Origin of the sequence: Acinetobacter sp. YH12140 (assembly GCF_013418475.1) — a bacterium.
GTDB lineage: Bacteria > Pseudomonadota > Gammaproteobacteria > Pseudomonadales > Moraxellaceae > Acinetobacter > Acinetobacter amyesii.
In genome coordinates this window covers 217,098-235,347 of sequence record NZ_VPBZ01000007.1, presented here as the reverse complement: position 1 = coordinate 235,347, position 18,250 = coordinate 217,098, and the positions used below count along the sequence as shown (strand labels likewise).

General features: G+C 41.4%; 15 protein-coding genes and 1 riboswitch. Of the genes, 7 read left to right on the top strand and 8 right to left on the bottom strand.

Annotation, left to right across the window (positions count from 1 at the left end; translation table 11 throughout):
- Positions 1 to 7: 7 nt before the first annotated feature.
- From FTU75_RS12135 to FTU75_RS12125, 3 genes are all read right to left on the bottom strand, one after another.
- On the bottom strand, positions 8 to 628 hold the full coding sequence (locus FTU75_RS12135) for an NUDIX domain-containing protein (protein ID WP_111884865.1): 621 nt from the start codon (positions 626 to 628) through the stop codon (positions 8 to 10).
- 75 nt (positions 629 to 703) lie between these two features.
- Positions 704 to 2,599, bottom strand: coding sequence for a phosphomethylpyrimidine synthase ThiC (gene thiC, locus FTU75_RS12130; protein WP_180116047.1), 1,896 nt, complete (start codon positions 2,597 to 2,599; stop codon positions 704 to 706).
- A 116-nt stretch (positions 2,600 to 2,715) separates the two neighbouring features.
- Positions 2,716 to 2,842: riboswitch (TPP riboswitch) on the bottom strand.
- Between the two features lie 102 nt (positions 2,843 to 2,944).
- A complete protein-coding gene (locus FTU75_RS12125) occupies positions 2,945 to 3,931 on the bottom strand; it encodes a hypothetical protein (protein ID WP_180116090.1) in 987 nt (328 codons plus the stop codon).
- A 314-nt stretch (positions 3,932 to 4,245) separates the two neighbouring features.
- Between FTU75_RS12125 and FTU75_RS12120 the strand changes: the two genes are divergently transcribed.
- Together FTU75_RS12120 and phoU are read left to right on the top strand one after the other, a co-directional pair.
- A complete protein-coding gene (locus tag FTU75_RS12120) occupies positions 4,246 to 5,601 on the top strand; it encodes a TolC family outer membrane protein (RefSeq protein WP_180116046.1) in 1,356 nt (451 codons plus the stop codon).
- Positions 5,602 to 5,684: 83 nt separating this feature from the next.
- The gene (gene phoU, locus FTU75_RS12115; protein WP_078189433.1) at positions 5,685 to 6,401 is read left to right on the top strand and encodes a phosphate signaling complex protein PhoU; all 717 of its coding nucleotides are present in this window, start codon (positions 5,685 to 5,687) and stop codon (positions 6,399 to 6,401) included.
- Positions 6,402 to 6,458: 57 nt separating this feature from the next.
- On the opposite strand, the gene FTU75_RS12110 is transcribed toward phoU, so the two are convergent.
- Positions 6,459 to 8,255 (bottom strand): ABC transporter ATP-binding protein, encoded by a 1,797-nt coding sequence (locus tag FTU75_RS12110; RefSeq protein ID WP_078189432.1) that lies wholly within the window; start codon positions 8,253 to 8,255, stop codon positions 6,459 to 6,461.
- A 172-nt stretch (positions 8,256 to 8,427) separates the two neighbouring features.
- Here FTU75_RS12110 and FTU75_RS12105 point away from each other — a divergent pair, with 172 nt between their 5' ends.
- The gene (locus FTU75_RS12105; protein ID WP_180110456.1) at positions 8,428 to 9,054 is read left to right on the top strand and encodes an alpha-ketoglutarate-dependent dioxygenase AlkB; all 627 of its coding nucleotides are present in this window, start codon (positions 8,428 to 8,430) and stop codon (positions 9,052 to 9,054) included.
- Positions 9,055 to 9,284: 230 nt separating this feature from the next.
- On the opposite strand, the gene FTU75_RS12100 is transcribed toward FTU75_RS12105, so the two are convergent.
- Positions 9,285 to 10,061, bottom strand: coding sequence for an IclR family transcriptional regulator (locus FTU75_RS12100; RefSeq protein ID WP_180024252.1), 777 nt, complete (start codon positions 10,059 to 10,061; stop codon positions 9,285 to 9,287).
- Between the two features lie 464 nt (positions 10,062 to 10,525).
- On the opposite strand from FTU75_RS12100, the gene FTU75_RS12095 reads away from it, so the two are divergent.
- From FTU75_RS12095 to FTU75_RS12085, 3 genes are read left to right on the top strand one after another with little or no spacing between them, the layout of a single operon-like run.
- The gene (locus FTU75_RS12095; RefSeq protein ID WP_180116045.1) at positions 10,526 to 12,625 is read left to right on the top strand and encodes an FUSC family protein; all 2,100 of its coding nucleotides are present in this window, start codon (positions 10,526 to 10,528) and stop codon (positions 12,623 to 12,625) included.
- Entirely contained in the window at positions 12,618 to 12,824 is a 207-nt protein-coding gene (locus FTU75_RS12090; protein WP_078192571.1) for a DUF1656 domain-containing protein, read from the top strand. Before FTU75_RS12095 ends, FTU75_RS12090 begins: the two co-directional genes overlap by 8 nt.
- Positions 12,825 to 12,858: 34 nt before the next feature.
- On the top strand, positions 12,859 to 13,863 hold the full coding sequence (locus tag FTU75_RS12085) for an HlyD family secretion protein (protein ID WP_180116044.1): 1,005 nt from the start codon (positions 12,859 to 12,861) through the stop codon (positions 13,861 to 13,863).
- Between the two features lie 105 nt (positions 13,864 to 13,968).
- On the opposite strand, the gene ruvX is transcribed toward FTU75_RS12085, so the two are convergent.
- Complete coding sequence (gene ruvX, locus FTU75_RS12080; RefSeq protein ID WP_180116043.1) at positions 13,969 to 14,412, bottom strand: Holliday junction resolvase RuvX; 444 nt, start codon at positions 14,410 to 14,412, stop codon at positions 13,969 to 13,971.
- Positions 14,405 to 14,959: a YqgE/AlgH family protein gene (locus tag FTU75_RS12075; RefSeq protein WP_180022050.1), complete on the bottom strand. Its 555-nt coding sequence runs from the start codon at positions 14,957 to 14,959 to the stop codon at positions 14,405 to 14,407. Before FTU75_RS12075 ends, ruvX begins: the two co-directional genes overlap by 8 nt.
- 307 nt (positions 14,960 to 15,266) lie before the next feature.
- Here FTU75_RS12075 and FTU75_RS12070 point away from each other — a divergent pair, with 307 nt between their 5' ends.
- Positions 15,267 to 15,992, top strand: coding sequence for a hypothetical protein (locus FTU75_RS12070; RefSeq protein ID WP_180116042.1), 726 nt, complete (start codon positions 15,267 to 15,269; stop codon positions 15,990 to 15,992).
- Positions 15,993 to 16,053: 61 nt separating this feature from the next.
- Here FTU75_RS12070 and recN read toward each other — a convergent pair whose 3' ends face one another.
- Positions 16,054 to 17,715, bottom strand: coding sequence for a DNA repair protein RecN (gene recN / locus FTU75_RS12065; protein WP_180116041.1), 1,662 nt, complete (start codon positions 17,713 to 17,715; stop codon positions 16,054 to 16,056).
- Between the last annotated feature and the right edge of the window lie 535 nt (positions 17,716 to 18,250).

The window sequence follows — 18,250 nt, the reverse complement described above, 5'->3', positions numbered from 1 at the left end:
CTTCCCCTTAGACATTCCTTGTAGTATGTATTTGTTGTTGTAACCATTGCAAGGCCATAATGACAGGTGCGTTTTTTAGCCGACCATTGGTTAATAATTCAGGAATATCAGCATAGTTTAAGATATGCAATTGAATATTTTCTCCTTCATCAGGCATGCCAAAGACTCCGCCATGTTCAGGAAGTTCAGCTTCAGCACTATAAAGGTGGAATAATTCCGCGCAGGCACCCGCAGAGGGATAAAAACTAAATAAATGCTGTAGTGCATCTAATTCACAGCCTGATTCTTCCAAACTTTCACGGCGGATGCAGCTTTCAGCAGATTCATCACCATCGAGCACGCCGGCAATAATCTCTAGTTGCCATGGCGAAGTTTCATCATCAATCGCCCCAATGCGGAATTGTTCAATTAAGGCAAATTTTTGTTGTTGATGACTATAGATCAGTACACCTGCTGCTTCAGGACGATGAATCAATTCACGCTGAATGGTTGGAATCATGCTGTCTTGATGGAATAAGCGGTGTCGAAGCTGAACTTTTTCAACTTGAATAAAGCCTTTATAAAGATGTTCACGCCCTTCAATGCTGTAATCTTTTTTGTTATATGTGGCCTGTTTAATAATATTCATAAGCGCTAATTAGGATGAAATCTTCCATTTCATCCTAACCGAGATTTTGTTGAATACAAAAGATTTTTTTAAGCTTTACACTTTGTGGTACAACTTTTGACCATGTTCATGATAGGCCGCTTTCATGCTCTGTAAACCTGTTTCAATTTCAGGATTAGATTCTGAAGAAAGCTGCATATCTTGCTGATTTTTTGCATAATCTCTCACATTTTGTGTGATTTTCATCGAGCAAAATTTAGGTCCACACATCGAACAAAAATGGGCTGATTTATGTGCTTCTTTCGGCATAGTTTCATCATGCATGCTACGCGCTGTATCAGGGTCTAAGCTCAGATTAAATTGGTCTTCCCAGCGGAATTCAAAGCGTGCTTTGGATAATGCATTATCACGAGCCTGCGCACCAGGATGACCTTTGGCAAGGTCTGCGGCATGGGCTGCAATTTTGTAGGTGATAATGCCATCTTTGACGTCTTTTTTATCTGGTAGACCAAGGTGCTCTTTCGGGGTCACATAACACAGCATCGCGGTGCCGTACCAACCAATCATTGCTGCACCTATCGCAGAGGTAATGTGGTCATAGCCCGGGGCAATATCGGTGGTGAGTGGTCCAAGGGTATAGAAAGGCGCTTCTTTGCAAACCTCGAGTTGTAGATCCATATTTTCTTTGATCATGTGCATTGGTACATGGCCTGGGCCTTCAATCATGACTTGTACATCATGTTCCCATGCCCGGTGAGTCAATTCACCTAAGGTGCGTAATTCACTAAATTGGGCTTCATCGTTAGCATCTTGAATACACCCCGGACGTAAACCATCACCTAAACTGAATGACACATTATAGGCTTTCATGATTTCGCAGATTTCATCAAAATGCGTATACAGGAAGTTTTCTTCATGATGCGCTAAGCACCACTGCGCCATGATGGATCCGCCACGTGACACAATACCAGTTAAACGGTTGGCGGTGAGTGGAACATAACGAAGCAGCACGCCTGCGTGAATCGTAAAGTAATCGACACCTTGCTCGGCTTGTTCAATCAGTGTGTCTTTGAAAATTTCCCAGGTTAAGTCCTCTGCGACACCATCAACTTTTTCTAAAGCTTGGTAAATCGGCACGGTGCCAATCGGTACAGGTGAGTTGCGAATAATCCATTCGCGGGTCTCATGGATATTTTTACCTGTCGATAAATCCATGATGGTGTCAGCACCCCAACGAGTTGCCCAAGTCATTTTTGCCACTTCTTCATCGATGCTTGAACCAAGTGCTGAGTTACCAATGTTGGCATTGATTTTCACCAAGAAGTTACGACCAATAATCATCGGTTCACATTCAGGGTGGTTAATGTTAGCAGGGATAATGGCACGACCTTCAGCCACTTCTTGACGTACAAATTCTGGGGTGATTTCAGTTAAATTGCGTGCGCCAAAATTTTGACCGGCATGTTGGCGCATATCAACACCTTCACGCTGGCGCTGATTTTCACGAATCGCAATGTATTCCATTTCAGGGGTGATGATGCCTTGTTTGGCATAGTGCATTTGAGACACATTGTGTCCACGACGAGCGCGACGGGGTTTTGAAATATGCGCAAAACGAATCTCTGCAGTACGAATATCTCGAAGACGCTCTTGTCCAAATTTTGAAGTTAAGGTATCGAGTATTTCCGTATCATTTCGTGACTCAATCCAAGATTCACGGACATTGGGTAGACCTTGATTTAGGTCAATTTGAATATTGGGGTCGGTATAAGCACCAGAGGTGTCATAGACCATAATCGGTAGATTTTTTTCTCCACCCAGACCTGTAGGCGTATCTGTAAGACTGATTTCACGCATTGGTACGCGAATATCTGGACGTGAGCCTTGGATATAGACTTTTTTTGACGCGGGGAGAATACGGGTGAGATCTTTAGCATCTTGTTCATGCTGAGCAGCGCGATCTGAAGCGGTGAGATTCGTTAATTGGTTCATTGCAATGATCCTTATGAATGACATCAACGAATCAAGCACGACCAAAAACGTGGCAGTTTATCTGATGGATTCACCTGAAAATAAAGGCGTAAAACCAAGAGATAAGAAGGGCTTAAGTTTTTAGATGGCTTGATTCCTACGCAGGTATTAACCTGATCAGGTTCAACGGTACTCATCCTTAAATTTAGCGAACTAAATTTAGATGATCTCAGCAGGAAATTACCTGCGCTCCGTCAAGCTTTGTGCGGATATTAGCATGAAGGCTGTTTTAAAACAGTGTTATTTTTCATCGATTTTGCAGTGCAGAATTTTGGCTAGGTCCGTGTGCAATTGAACTTGCATTGGCTAAGTAGAGGACTGATTTACACAGATGGCGTCACTAAAACAATCTTTCTTATAATGCGGATCAGGATTACGGACACCAATTAAATTCAACAGCTGCGCTTCTGATCGCTGATTAGATGCGGCAGTGTTTTGATCTAATAATTTTAAAAATAAACGCGCCTGATCTGCCAATGTGGAGTTTTTTAATTGAGCCAAACGTTCAATTTCTTCTAAAGAACTGGCTTGAATACTGAGGCGGTCTGAAAAATCATTGGAAACTGGGCTATGTGCCGAACCAATAAATAACAACTGGCTATATTGATATAGCAATTGTTGTGCATCTTTTTTGTAGGGGCTATCTGGATATTGTTTCAGATAGTCTTCCCAAAAAATAGCACGTGTTGCAATCTCTTGCGGCTCAATGGCTAAACTTTTTTGTAGCAAGGCGGGTTGTGCATTTTGTTCAGCCAGTTTTTCAATGAAGACCTGCTCAGGTTCTTCCATATAAGGCGCAAAAATTTTGGCTAAATATTCAGGACTGCGGCGATAGCGTAATTGTCCTTCACCTGCATCGAACAATTCTACATAGGCTTGGCCTTTATGTTTCAGTAAGTATTGATCTCGGGCAGTGAGCTGCTCATAATGATTTTGTTGAATTGTGGGATGCTGAGCCATATCAAAGGCAAATTGTTCGAACGCCATTTGCTGTTGAGCTGTACGTTCAACATGTAAAAAGTTGCGATACATTTGATTGGACAAACGCAGTAATTTTTTTTGTTCGTCCGCTTTTAATAGCGGTAAGCAGACTTTGAGATCTTGGTTGATTTGTTCTAAAGCGAAAGTTGTTCGTTGATCGTCTATTTCCAGCATGTTTTTTTCAAGTTTTCTGCACAGCAAAGACAAATCGACTGCTTCTTTTTGAACAGTCTTATTGTTGGGAAACTCTGGTGCAGGTTGAGGTTCAGGCTGTTGTTGGCATCCATTCAACATACTGAAACATAAAAACATTGCACTAAACTTTGCAGGCAGCTGAAAAAATTTTGACACAGGAACTCGATGCGCTATAGAAGTGGTATTGTCCGATGGAATGTCGACTATTTTATAGATGAAACACGTGCAATATGTGTACTATTGTACAGTTCTTTGTTATAGCGTTGTGAGTAGTGTCTGAAAACGACTGAAATTATCCGGTTTTGTCGCATTTGATATAAAAAATTAATAAAAATCATACGGAAATTTGCAAGGATATGATTAGTATCTGCTTAGTTTTAGGCTTGAATATTCAATCTCGGGTATTTGAATATTAGGAATTTACAAAAAAAATGAACAAAAAAGTTGTGGTGGGTCTTTGTTTGCTTTTCACGAGTCAATGGGCGTGTGCGCTAGATCTTGTGCAAGCTTATGAACGTGCAAAACAAGAAGACCCCAATTGGCAAGCCAATAAACTACAATATGAAGCGGATAAATTGAATTTGGGGATTGCCAATGGGAACTTACTCCCGACGGTAACAATCTCCGGAAATGTGACCCGAAAAAATCAAAATTCCAACCAAAGCGGCGCTCAAGCCGGGCTGATCATGCCAGACAGCACCACAACAAGACAAATTGCGCTCACTGCCCGTCAGCCCATTTTTCGTTGGGATGCATGGGAAGGGCTGAAGCAAGTCAAGACCTCGATTAATTTAAGTGAAATCAATCTGCGGATTCAAAAACAAGATCATATTTTAAATGTCTCTGAAGCTTATTTTAATGTCCTACGCCAACAGGCATTAACGGTTGCCAACCTACAAGAAGAACAGGCGCTATCGGAACAGCTGCGCATGATGAATGCTAAATTAAAAGAAGGTTTGGTGGCAAAAAGTGATGTCAGCGAAGCCAATGCTCAATATCAAAATGCTCGGGCCAACCGCATGGCGACTAATGTTCAATTGGTTTTGGCGCAGGAACAATTACAACAGTTGATTGGGCCATATCGAGAAAATTTGGCGGTGTTACGTGAAGATTTTCAGTTTGAAAAACCGATTCCAAACAATGTACAAGCGTGGGAAGAACTGGCTCAGGAGCAGAACCTAGGCATTTTACAAGCGCGTATGCAACAACGTTATGCGGAAGATGGCAAACGCGTCGAAAAAGCTGCCTTATATCCTCAGATTGAAGCGGTAGGGACCTATGGTTATAACAAGCAAAGTCCACAATCCATTATGTCGCAAGATGGTCAATTTGATCAGGTGGGGATTGAAATGAACTGGAATGTGTTTAATGGTGGACGGACACAGAAATCCATTAAGCAAGCGGCGATCAATGTTGAAAAAAGCCAAGCACAGGTGGATGCAGCAATTCGAAAAGCACAAACCGATGTAAAAAAATCTTATATGCAAGTCGAAACGGATCAAAGTAAATTACAGGCACGTAAAGCCGCGATGGATTCTTCCGCGCAAGTGTCTTTGGCCTCACAAGCCCAGTACCAAGAAGGCCTGAAAACCATGGTTGATGTGCTACTGGCACAGCGTAATGCCTTTTCAGCCCGTCAAGATTATCTGAATTCTAAGTACGATTATTTAATACATGTACTGCAACTCAAAGCCTCCGTTGGGAAATTAACGGAAGCTGATTTAGTGGAAATGAATGCATGGTTGGTCGATCAGAAAAATCAGCCATCGATCCTACTAAAGAAATAGGCCATGGTCATAAAAGTTTCACAATCAATATGCTTTAATATGGCACTAAAATCTGCCGATTCACGTTGTAGTGGAGACTCGCTTTGCCTAATAATCCTGTTTTAAACCATCACATTTCTTCGCAATTCAATGAAGAGTTGCAGGATGTGCATACCAAATTTATGACCATGGGTGGTTTGGTGGAGCAACAGGTTGCAAATGCCATTCATGCCTTATTGGATACAGATGCTACGATGGCGATCGATGTTCAATTTCAAGACAATACGGTGAATCGTATGGAAACTGAAATTGATGAAGCGCTTACCCTGATTTTGGCGCGCCGTCATCCTGCTGCGATTGATCTACGCATGGTGATTGCGATGTCGAAAGCCAACACCGATTTAGAACGGATTGGTGATGAAGCGGCAAAAATTGCCCGTATTGCACAAAGCTTGTGTGAAGAGGGTGGTTCACCGCGTGGTTATATGGAAACACGGCATATTGGCAACCAAGTCCGCGTGATGATTCATGATGCGCTCGATGCCTTTGCACGTTTGGATGTAGATCAGGCTTTACGTGTCCTTTTGGCCGATGCTGATATTGACCGCGAGTACCAATCGGCAACCCGTACCCTCATGACGTATATGATAGAAGATCCACGCCACATTACTCGGGTGATGAATGTACTTTGGGTGCTGCGTTCACTTGAACGTATTGGTGACCATGCTCGAAATATCTCTGAACAAGTGATTTATATGGTGAAAGGTCTAGATGTCCGTCACACCAGTGTTGAAGAAATTGAGCAAAAAGTTCAGCGTTAATGGATTAGCATCAAGATGAACGAAGCCCATCAAACGATGGGCTTTTTTCGGTCTAAATTAACTATGTGTTTCTTCGTCTTCCTCAAAAGTTCGGGCAATTTTGTCAATATTTAAACTTTTCGCCATCGCATCGAAGATTTGCTTATAGGCACCTTCTTGATGGTACAAATCATGATGCTCCCCGTGTTCTACGATTTGTCCGTCTTTCATCACATAGGTGTAATCAGCATCGATAATTTGCGACAAACTATGTGAAATCATGATGACGGTACGCCCTTGTTTAATTTGATCCAGACTATTTTTAATTTGTTCAGCCGCGATCGCATCTAAACTTGCAGTCGGTTCATCTAAGAAAATAATCGGCGGATTTTTTAGGAACATACGTGCCAAGGCAATACGCTGTTGCTGTCCACCTGAAAGCAGTAAGGCATCTGCTTCATAGGCATGTGGTAATTTTAAAATCTGATCATGGATCGAGGCTTTCCGTGCTGCATCAAAGACTTCTTGCTCTGTGGCTGTACTTTTTCCATAGCGAATATTTTCAAAAATTGAACCTGGGAAAATATGATTTTTTTGTAAAACCAAACCAATATTTTCACGTAAATACTGCGTATCAATCTGTTCTAAATCGATGCCATCAAGTTTGATATTGCCCGCTTGAGGATGATAAAACTTATCCAGTAAGCTAATTAATGTCGATTTACCAGCCCCAGATAAACCAACCAAGGCGGTGATTTTGTTCGGTTGGATGGTCATGTTGATACGGTGCAGTGCCTGAAAACCATTGGGATAGCTAAAGTCGACATTGCTTAATTCAAACTGACCTTGAATCGGAGGTTGAGCAGTGCCACTGGTTTCAATTTCATGATCCGCTTCTAAGATGTTAAAGAAGCTTTCCGAATAAATCATCGCAGAGTTAATTTCATCATAGATACGATGCAGCGAGCGAATCGGGGCAGAGACATTATTAAATAACAACACGTGATACATAATCATCCCGATACTCATTTGCCCATCCAAAACAAAATAGGCTGTCAGAATGATGATCAGTACCACACCGACCTGTTCAATAAAGGTTTTGAGTCCGTCAAAGATATAACTGGTTTGCCGTGTCTGCATCTGGTTTTCAGTCAGCGACTTTTGCAGATTTAATTGCTTTTTCGATTCGACGGCTTCTTTGTTAAAAGATTTAATGACCGTTATCGAGTTGATAATACTCAGAATACCCTGATTTTTCTTTTCAAAATTATCGCGTAGGGCACGGCGTTTGCCTGCCAGTTTTTGTGATTGTTTGAAAGTTAGCCAAAAATAAATCGGCACAATAATTGTGGCCACCACGCCAACCCAAACATTGGCATAATACATTAAGCCCAGTGCAATAATCGCACTGGTAAATAGCGGTAAAATATCAATAAAAAAGATTTGAACCAGTCGTGTGAGCGAGCTAACCCCCCGATCAATTCGAGTTTGGAGTTTGCCTGCTTGGTTGTCTTGTTGATCGAAGAATGCCAATCGATAGGTGATAAATTTTTCAATAATGCCTTGGGACAAATCCTGAGAAATTAAAATACGTAATTTTTCACCAAACGATTTTTGTCCAAATTGCACGATGGCATTGATGACTTCTTTTCCCAGTAAAACTACGGTGATGGTGATTAATATATGCCAACCATTGGCTAGACCGAGGCCTTGCTGTAAAAGCTGATTGATGCTGTCTACGGCATATTTGAGTGTCAGGGCATTCACCTGTGCCGTGAGTGAGCCAATTAAGGTCAAGATCAGCGTCACGACCACCAGCCAGCGGTATGGCTGTACGAATGGACGTAATTTTTGGAAAAGCTGCCAAAGGTTCATAAGCAATTATTTTTATTGTGAATATGAGCTTTAGTCTAAGACTGAAAATTCTATGCGACAAGTAATGACAATGTTTTGATTTGTGACGAGAGTTTTTCGGCTAAGATATTTTTTAAATGTGCTCACGACATCAGCATCACGCTGCTGTGCCAAATAGTATTGAGTTGAACCGATGAATTTTGAATTATTTACGCCTGAACCGCATGCAAATCTGTTGCCCTATGATGGTGAAGTTGAAGATTATGGATTGATCTTCAACGCCGAAGAGAGTGAAAAATATTTACGCTATTTCCTCACGCAGTTGGCTTGGCAGCATGATGAAGTCATTTTGCATGGACAGTATTTTCAAACGGAACGAAAAGTGGTTTGGTATGGAGATGCTCATTATGAGTATCACTATTCAGGCATGCAAAAGCAGGCATTGATCTGGAATCCAGCTTTACTGCGCTTAAAGCAACATATTGAGCAACGGGTGGGTCAGACGTTTAATTCCTGTTTGGCCAATTTATACGAAAATGGTACGCAAGCGGTGGGGTGGCATAGTGATGATGAGCCATCTTTGCTTTCACCCACACAGCAGGTGGTGATCGCATCTTTGAGTTTTGGCGCAAGCCGAAAGTTTTGCTTTAAACATAAAAGCACTCAAGAGAAAGTACAGCTTTTACTGCAAAGTGGACAGTTGATTGTGATGCGTGGGAAAACCCAACGGTATTGGAAACATGCCCTAATGAAGTCGATGAAAGTGACCGAGCCGAGGGTGAATTTAACCTTTCGTTATTTCTATGATCAACAGCCATAAAAAAAGCCCATATCTAGATGAGCTTTTTTCTTTCTCTGAGGAAGAGTATAGCGACAATCAACTGAAATCATGGAACACATGGTTGAGATGACTGCTAAAGAACAATAATCATATTATGATAATTTATCCAATATTTATAATTAATAAATTCAATTAATAATATAAATTTATCAGATTAATTAAATATCATCTTTACAACATCGCATCAGTTGTGCGCAATCTGATCAGATTTAAATGGCGTCCGATTCTTCCATCATACTGCTGTATTTTTTCTCAATACGCGCTGTACAGTCTTGCATCATTTCTACGACTTTTTGAAAATTCATAAATTCAAAACGATTTTTAGACGCCAATAGGGTCAAAGCAAGCGGGGGTTCTTTACTGGAAAATTTAATCGGAATCGATAAGCTCGACATATTCGGGTCAACTTCACCATTGGAAAAATAGTAACCCTGCTTTTTAATCTTTTTCATTTGCTGCATAAATTCTTCTTCATTATGCGCAAAACCAACTTGAGATAATTCGTCCGCAAAACGGTGGTAATAATCTAAAATCCGTTGCTTAGGTAACTGCGACAAAATCACTTTAGATGATGAGCCTTTGTACATTGGACGTGGGCTACCTCGACCATATGCTAAGGCAGTATAGTCCTTATACAGTTCATGATGTACATCAATACATGAGTCGATATTCAGATGCGTCAATAAGCAACAAGACTCTGTGCGTTCCACAATTTCTTTCATGAATGGAATGCTAATTTGCACCAATGGATCGGTGGTGCGAGAAATAAAATCAAGCACAGCAATTTTTGAACCCAGTGTGTAATCGCCAGAAGTCCCACTGAGGCGCTGCAATAATTCAGCAGAAACCAGTTCTTTTAAATAGCGATAGCTCGTTGGTTTAGATAAGCCTAATTCTTCACTAATAATGTCGACATTGATGATGGGACGAGCAACTGAAAATAAGTCGAGTACGGTGAGAATTTTACCAAAACTGGAAAGCGCCATAAGAACCTGCTTGGTCACAATAAAAAATGAATCGTTAAGTTACTTTATAACAAATTGCTCGGCCTGATGTTGCGCTTTTCTACATTGAAAATGAAACAAATCTGAAATATCACAGGGTTTCTTGGGTTATTCTGATAAAAGCATAATAAAAAATTGAAATACGCATTTAAAATATAGGTCAATTATCAAAATAAGATATTAATATTGACTTTAATTTGTTTTTTTAGCAAAATTGTTGTGAAAATATCTTATATTGAATAAATATTGCCCATTCTTTCGATGCGCAGGCAATGTTGCACACTACTTTTTGTATTCAAATGGTTTGAAACACGATTTGAATCGCTTCTTTACTTATTGAAATTTCTAGTCATTCCTGTGCCGTGATACAGGTTGTGCTGTCGAATGTTTAAGCATTCGATACGAGGCCGTTTTCACTAAAAAGAAGCAAACCGACGAGATCAATCATGCTGCTGACGAAACAAATACTCGCTTTTCGGCCCAATAAAATGGACTGGATTTTTGCGACCAAAACGTTCATCGCGGGCATGTTGGCATTGTATGTAGCCTTTGTACTGAATTTGGCTTATCCGATTTGGGCGATTGGCACCGTTTTCGTGATCGCGAATCCATATTCAGGGATGACGTCTTCAAAAAGTTTGTATCGTGTATTAGGAACATTCTTAGGGGCGGCCGTGTCGGTGGTGGCATTGCCACATCTTATTCATATGCCTGTACTGTTTACGGTTTTTTTGGCTGTTTGGGTTGGGTTTTGCTTGTATTTGTCACTGCTAGACCGTACGCCTCGTAGTTATGTTTCCATGTTGGCGGGTTATACCACGGTCATTATCTGTTTTAACGTGGTGTATTTTATTGATACCGCTTCGATCTTCGATATGGCCTTGGGGCGTTTTCTGGAAATTACGGTGGGTGTGGTCTGTAGTGCCATCGTGACCACGACGTTATTTCCAATGCATATTGGTCCTGCAGTCGAAACACGGGTGAGCAAAACCTTTGCGGATACCAAAGAAATTTTTGATCAGATTTTATTAGAGCCTGCCGAACTAGAAAATTATTCAAAAAATCTCGGCAATATTGCACGAGATATCGCGGATATACATGTCATGGCGGTGCATTTGTCTTATGAAAAATCCACCTTAAAAGGCATGACACGTCCGTTGCAGGAAATCTTGCATCAGTTGAGTTTGTTGGTCAGTAACTTGGTGGCCATGTCTGAGCGGATGAAACAATTAGACGGTCTGGACACACATTATCGGACGGCACTCAAGCAAGCCCATGAACATATTGCCGCGTTTTTATTAGATCGACATCAGATTGAGGAAAGTAAACTTAATCAATTGCCTGAACAGTTTGAGCAAGATTTTCAACACATTCAGGCACAGGCATTGCCATCACAGCAGGTGATTTTGGGCAGTCTAAAAATGAATATTCGCCATTTTATTCAGAATATTCGTGCGATTCGTCTGCTTTGGCAGCGGGTACAGCAAGGCGACTCCACTTTACCGGCCATACTGACCGCCTTGGGCAATAGTTATTATCCGACTTTGCACCGAGATGCGGGGGTTGCTATTCGTGGCGGGGTGTCTGCATGTTTGATTATTTTAATTTCTACGGGTTTTTGGATCGTTAGTGGTTGGAAAGCTGGATTTATGATGGCTGAAATGGCTGCGATCAGTGCTTGTATTTTAACTGCAATGGATAATCCTGTTCCTGCATTGAAAATGTTTATTCGCGCGAATATGTATGCAGCGGTCGTGGTATTTATCTACGCCTATGGCATTTTCCCGCATGTGACCGCCTTTTGGCAGTTGATCGTGGTATTAGCACCGTTTGTGATGTTCTGTCTGATGCTGTTTTTACATCCACCTTTAATTGGAATTAGCTTGCCATTACTGATGGGGGCGATTATGGGACTGAATATTCAAAACCGCTTTAGCCTCGATCAGGTGTTTTTCTTTGATGCATCGATTGGAACGGTTTTGGGACCCATTATTTCGGTGTTTATTATTCATTTAGTGCGTGCAATGTCACCAGATATGACGGCCCAACGCATACTTTCACAGCATTACAAGGCACTGCGTCAGGCTTTATATCTGCCGTACGGCTTACCGTTTCGGGTGCATTTACGCAGTATGTTGGACCGAATCGGCATCCTAAACAGCAAAATGGTGCAATCAGGAAATTTGAAACAACAGATCGAGTGGGCTTTGGTGGAAGCTAGTGCGGTGATTGATTTGACCCGCTTACAAGAGCTGATGAATAAACTCGATCCGAATGATGCACTGCTCAGCGAACTCGAAGAATTACAACAAGATTTAGATGACTATTTTCGGGCCATGGAACAAGGGCAAAAGAATGTCTTTATGAGCTTGAAACAGCAAATTGTAGAGCGAGTTCAACGATTGAATCAGGCCGTTCAGGGTGTGGAAAACGACGATGTTATGCATCGAATTCTGTATTCACTGAACAATATTCAAAGCAGTTTGTGTCATGTTCTAACACAGCAGACTCCAAATCATTTACAGGTCGAGGCACAACATGGGTGAGCTAAATGTATATGGCGTCTATGTGCCCATTCTATTGATTCAAGCGGTATTGGCCTATCTGTTATTGCGGATCATCATGCGTTTGCTTGACCGATGGATGGCGCAAGATTGGGTGCCGATGCCCAATATTTTTTATTTGGGTGTATTTGTGATGTTGCTTTGGCTGGTGCATGAAATCTTTATTTTCTGCCAGTTCTAAGCCCCTAAAAAAATGAAATGATTGAGGTAATCGTATGACCAATTTGAATGTCCGAAAATATGTTCGGCCTGTATTGTTGATAATCGTGCTATGCGGCGCATTACTTGCGCTGAAACATATTTGGGACTATTACAATTCGGAACCATGGACGCGTGATGGACGGGTACGTGGTGACGTGATTCAAGTGTCATCGGATGTTTCTGGTTTGGTCACAGACGTTTTGGTTCAAGACAACCAACAAGTGAAAAAAGGCCAAGTGCTGTTTCGTATAGATGTGGCACGTCAAGCCTTGGATGTTGAGCAAGCCAAATCTGACTTGGCGAAAGCCAAAGCAGGATTAGCAGGGGCTGAAGCACAGCTTGCTGAAGCCAAAGCAAATCTAGTGAAGTCACAAGCCAATATCAATCTTGCAGATAAAAATGCAAATCGTTATGCAAGTTTGATGGACGGTGCGATTTCAAAACAAGAACAAGATCAAATGTTTGCAGTACGTGATCAATCACATGCAGAACATGAGCAAACTCAGGCCGCGATTGAACAAGCCAAAGCCAGTGTGGTGCAGCAAAAAGCCCTAATTGAAGCAGCGAATAGCAGTTTGCATTTGGCTGAGTTGAATTTAAAACGTTCGGAAGTGGTTGCCCCAACAGATGGAACTTTGTCTAACTTTGAACTCAAAGCGGGGAATTATGTCAAAGTAGGCCAAGCCGTAGCGGCCTTAATTGACCGTCAACAATTGTATGTTGTGGGATATTTTGAAGAAACCAAACTGGATAAAATCTATGTTGACGCACCTGCAACAATCCAACTGATGGGAAGTTCTGAAGTTTATAAAGGCCATGTACAAGGCGTTGCAACAGGGATTGAAGACCGTGAACGTACATCGACTGATGGTTTGCTCGCTAATGTTAATCCAACCTTTAGTTGGGTCCGTTTGGCACAGCGTGTACCAGTGAAAATTGTACTGGATGAAGTGCCGCATGATCAGTTGGCTTTTGTCGCGGGTCGAACCACCACGATTCATATTGTGGATAAAAACTAAGTTATCCCCAATCATTTCATTTGCGCAGCATTGAGTGATCAATCTTGCGCATAAAAAAGCATCCTCTTTTGGATGCTTTTTTATTTGCCTGTTTGTTGAAAGCGCTTAAGGTTTTAGCCCGACTGGATTTCGATACCAACTTTCAATAAACAATGCTGCAGCAAGGCTGTCGGCAGAAAGATGCTTCGCACGGCCTTGGGCTTGATAATGATCTAATTCATCACGCGCTTCACGTGTCGTTAAGCGTTCATCGACCATCAAGGTTTCAATATTAGTTTGGTGGCGAAGGCGTCGTGCAAATTTACGCGCACGTGTGGAGAGTTCAGATTCGCTATCATCCATATTGAGCGGTAGACCCACGATGAACAAATCCGGCTGATACTGTTTCACAATCTTGAGTAGATTATCCCAATTGGGAATGCCATCTTTCATGGGAAAGAGTGGCAGGGGATTTGCACTTTCAATCAAGGCTTGTCCCACAGCTATTCCTGTTTTTTGTGTGCCAAAGTCAAAGGCCATAATCATTTGATATTGTGGTAAATCAGGCATGTCCAATCTCAGATGATAACCACGTGCGGTCTACGCCCATTTTTTTATAGGCAGCGTCCCAGCGGTCGTCATAAGGTAAGTTAAATATTAAATCCATGTCTGAGTCACAAATGAGCCAATCACCCCGAGCAATTTCTTCTTCCAATTGGCTTTTACCCCAACTGGCATAGCCTAGAGCCACCTGATAGCGACCCACACCTTCATTGTGTGCAATCGCATCTAAAATATCTTTAGACGTGGTAATACAGACATTTTCACCTACAGCAATAGACGAATGCCATGTCGGTTGACCGGTATGAAGAACAAAACCTGCCTCTGGGCGCAAAGGACCACCTTGCAACACTTCATGAGGATGCACATTATCTGCCTCAATTTCCAAATCATTCAATAGTTCTTTGATCTGCAAGCCCGAAGGACGATTAATAATGATGCCTTGAGCGCCATCTTCATCATGTCGCGCTAAATAAATCACCGTATTGGCAAAGAATTCATCGTTCATTTCGGGTGGAGCAATCAGGCAGCGGTGTGTGAGGTATTGTTTAGTCACCTAATGGCTTCTCCTTATTGGGGTAAGTTTCATTCTTGGGGGAATTACATTCGAATAACGTTGTATTTATCAACATACTAGACTCACAAGTTTTCAACAATGAGTTTTTCCGCAAATTCAATATTTGTCATGCTCGACCAGTGAGGGACATGCTAAAAATCTTCATCGTGCAGGCGGGTCTGCAATGTGGTGAATTGTGAAGCGATGATTGGTGATTTGAACAACAGCAGTACAAAAGTGAGGAGAAGATATACGTGATGGATGACTGAGATTGCTTAAAATAGCAGGATAAACTGAGGGTGAAACAATGACACATTTTTCAAAAATAATAGGGGTGGCACTCTGTGCAAGCCTGCCTATTTCGGGCTTTGCAGGAAGTGCTGACTTACAAAAACATGAATTTCAGGTGATTAAAAAATATAAAAACTTAAATTTTTATGAGGTCAATGAAGCGATAGAACGTGAAATTGTGGAAGTCATTGCGGCAGATCCGAGCAGTTTTCACTACGGATTTACGCAACTCGAAAAGCAAGGTTTTGTTCATGTGCAATATTCACCAGATAAAAAACTTAAATTTTATAGTTTTGATGTGTCTGGCGGAGGCACCATGGGGGAGTGGAGCAGCTATGTGCAATATGCAACGGGAAAAACGCAACATTTAGATCAATTTGACTCAGGCTATATCAATCAAATTTTGCCGGTCAACATCCAAAATAAAACCGTATATTTGGTGAAGAGTTATTATAAAGGTGATAATTGCAGTGGACTACATCATCTAAGAGCTGTTGAAGTTGGACCAAAACAGTTACTTAAATCTTATGTATTTCAAACTAAGCAAAAGAAACTAGATCAAATCTCGGTAGATTATGACTGCCATTATGAAACCGATCGTCGTAGCGGTAATGAATATCTCAAAATCAGTCCGAAACACGTGGATGTTATGTTACTCAATCAACAACATCAGCCGCAGTATAAATATTTACGCTATAGCTTGGGCTCAAAAGGCTTTGTGTATCAGGGGATTTTCAAATAGTGTATTTAAGAAAAAAGCCTGTGTACTTTGAATACACAGGCTTTTTTGAAAGCATCAAAAATTAACTATGTTGAAATTTTAATTGTCGCAACTGTTTTGCGTGTTGTAAGGTCGTTTGACTAATCTCCACACCACCAGTCATTCGAGCCAGCTCTTGGATCCGATCATCTTCTTCTAATTCGATAATGGTACTGCTTGCAGGATCCGTTTGACGTTTTTTCACCAAGAGATGTTGGTCAGATTGGGCAGCGACTTGGGCTTGGTGAGTAATACATAAAATTTGAACATGCTGTGCCAAATCAGCCAACAAACGCCCGACAATTTCTGCCGTTCCGCCACTGATCCCGACATCAATTTCATCAAAGACCAAGACTTCGGATTCGGTTTTTTCAGCATTCATCACTTGCATGACTAAGGCGATACGTGACAATTCACCCCCCGATGCCACGCGTGCTAGAGGCTGAGCAGGAATCCCTTTATTTGCGGTGAACAGCAGTTGAATAAAGCTCAAACCTTCACTTGAAGCTTGTTCAAGCGGTTCAAATTTAAATTCAAAATGAGCCTCTGGGAGCGCGAGCTGCTTCACTTGTTCAGTCAACTGCTTCGCCAATGGGGTAGACGCTTCACGACGAATATCATCCAAATGCTGTGCTTTAGTTAAAAAGTCTTGATGAGACACTTCCACTTGTTCAGCTAAGGTTTCAGGATCTTCCAGCTGATGCAGTTGCTCTAACTCAAGTTGCCACGCTTCGTATTCTTGTTTTAAATCTTCAGGCTGAGTACGATATTTACGCGCTAAGCGATGAAAAACTTCCAGTTTGGTATTTAATTCGTCCATAAGTTCAGGATCAAAACTTTGACGATCAATAAACTGACGTAAATTTGCGGTGGCATCTTCAATTTCACTTTGAGCGTTCAGTAGCGACGTATAAATTTCAGAAAGTTGTTCACTACGTCCTGCATGCGATTCAATTCGACGAATGATCGCGCCCATTTCTTGATTGATATTTTGCTCGGCATCATCGAGGGCATTTAGACCATAGCTACAGTCTTGCATGATATGTTCATGATGACTGAGACGGTCAAATTCTTGCTCGATTTCCTTGTAGTCCGTTTGCACAAGGTCTTCAAGTTCTTCCAATTGAAGTTCAAGCGTTTCTATCCGTTGCTTACGTGTGGCTTGGGCGTCGAGTGCTGCTTGGTGCTGACGAATGTCCTTTTGCCATTTGCTATAAGCATCACGCACGGCTTGAGCAGGCTGATAGAAATTATAATAACGATCCAGCCAATGCTTTGGGTAGGGTGGTTCTAAAAGTTGTTGTTGGCTGTGTTGGCTATAGAGTTGTACCAATAAACGGCCAATTTCTTTTAACTCAGATAAGCTGCTCGGACGTCCATTAATCCATGCTTTGCTGCGACCTGTTGCAAAAATCACGCGACGTAAATGAATTTCTCCAGACTCATCATCTAGTTCGTGTTCTTTGAGCCACAGTGCTTCAGGACTGTGCTCTTGGTAGCTAAAGGTCGCTGTCACATCGGCTTTGTCTGATCCATAGCGCACATAGTTGGTGTCTGTTCGTTCACCTAAACATGCTGATAGTGCGTCTAGCAGCAAAGATTTACCAGCACCTGTTTCACCCGTCAGGACGTTAAAGCCTTGTTCAATGTCGATGGCTAAATGGTCGGCTAATGCAAAATTGATCAGAGTTAAATGTGTCAGCATAAACGCATCCGAGCTGCGAAAAGTTCTAGTTAAAGATAATTAAGTTTTGTTTTGGTCACAAGATAAGTTTTATTTTAAGATGACGAAAAACCTCATAATTCTATCCTAAATTTCAGTTTAATAAGAAATTAGTTTCGTATCTGCCGTAAGTACGCAGTGTAGTGATGCAAAGAGTAAATGATCTTGCATAACGTGAGCTTAAACCATCCAACATTTTGCTAAGTTTTCACAAAACACGTTTGTGTATGTATTCTTGTATTTAATCTAACGTGTTATTGCCATAAAACGTCATGATTTGGTCTCTTAAATCCGTCCATATAATTCATTATTCATGTATATATCTGTGAAATGATTTTGCAGCGTTTCAATAGACCCTAACTAGGACTTTAGTGGATGAAATAAAAAAAGTATTTTGTACAAAAGTACAGTTTGTTTTAGATTCTCAATGTCAAGGTAGTGAGATGGTATTGGGACATATCCACTTCTCAGATTTTTGTAATTATCTATCTCAAAGTTTTCAACACTGATTGATTAG